General features: G+C 53.6%; 1 protein-coding gene. It reads left to right on the forward strand.

Annotated elements, in window-relative coordinates; genetic code table 11:
- Nucleotides 1-346: 346 nt before the first annotated feature.
- The coding region (gene trpS, locus V6D20_14830) for a tryptophan--tRNA ligase (GenBank protein ID HEY9817055.1) at nt 347-1,240 on the forward strand (894 nt) is incomplete at its 3' end.

A 1,240-nucleotide genomic window follows, 5' to 3' on the forward strand; every position in this document is an offset into this window, starting at 1 on the left:
TTCCTAGCGTTCTCTTGAGGTTGGTTAACCGTTTTAGCGGCCACATAACCAAGAAAGAACCCAGCTGCAACACCGGAAGCCAATCTCAGGTAATCGGACATTGTGCTACTCCAAATAAACAACAGGATATTCCTGAAGCATCAGGCTAAAGCCAGCACAATGGGGGTAGAATGAAGGTCCGAGTAAAATTTAAGTGCTGATGGATGGGCGCTCACAAGTACTGAAGATCGGTTGACAAGTTGAACTGAATTTCTCAGTTTTGTTAAACTGAACTATGCTAGGCGCAAAGAGATTTTTCCTACCCCTACTGCGGACTAATCCAAATATCCCTGTGCGCAGCCTGACAATGGCTCCTTCATCGCAAGCATCGGGCCCAGTTCGTGTCTTGAGCGGCATTCAGCCAACTGGTGCTCTGACATTGGGGAATTATTTGGGTGCTATATCTAACTGGGTGGACTGGCAGCGCTCTGCTGATGAAACCTTCATCATGGTTGTGGACTTGCATGCCTTGACAGGAACGGCAAGCCACCTTGGGCAGCGGTCCCGTGAAACAGCTGCAGCTCTTGTGGCCTGTGGCATCGAGAGGAAACACTCGAACCTGTTTATGCAGTCGAGTGTGCCAGAGCACACGGAGCTAGCGTGGGTGCTGAGCTGTGTAGCACCGCTAGGGCAGCTGGAGCGCATGACCCAGTTCAAGGACAAGGCCGAGCAGCGCGGCTCAGCCACCCTCGGCCTGCTGTCATACCCGGTGCTGCAGGCAGCGGATGTGCTGCTGTACCAGGCCACGCATGTCCCGGTAGGCGAGGACCAGGCCCAGCACCTCGAGCTCACCCGCGACCTCGCCCGCGCCTTCAACCACCGCGTCGCCCAGAACTACTTTCTAGCCCCTCAGACTGTCTTAGGCGACTTCAAGCGCGTCATGAGTCTGCGGGACGGCACTAAGAAGATGTCCAAGTCCGACCCCTCTGACTATTCTCGCATCAATCTTACCGATTCAGCTGACCTCATTGCCAAGAAGATCAAGAAGGCGAAAACGGACTCACTGGACCACTTTTCCTATGACCCCGCATCCCGCCCTGAGCTTGCCAATCTCCTTACTATCTTTTCTACCCTCAGCCAACAGCCCATTGAGAGCCTTCTAGGCCAATTTAAGAGCAAAGTGGACTTCAAGGAGCAGCTTACGGACCTTCTCGTCCACAAGGTCACTCCTATCGGCCAACGCATAGAGGAACTCCTAGAA

The sequence above is a fragment of the Candidatus Obscuribacterales bacterium genome (assembly GCA_036703605.1).
Lineage (GTDB): Bacteria > Cyanobacteriota > Cyanobacteriia > RECH01 > RECH01 > RECH01.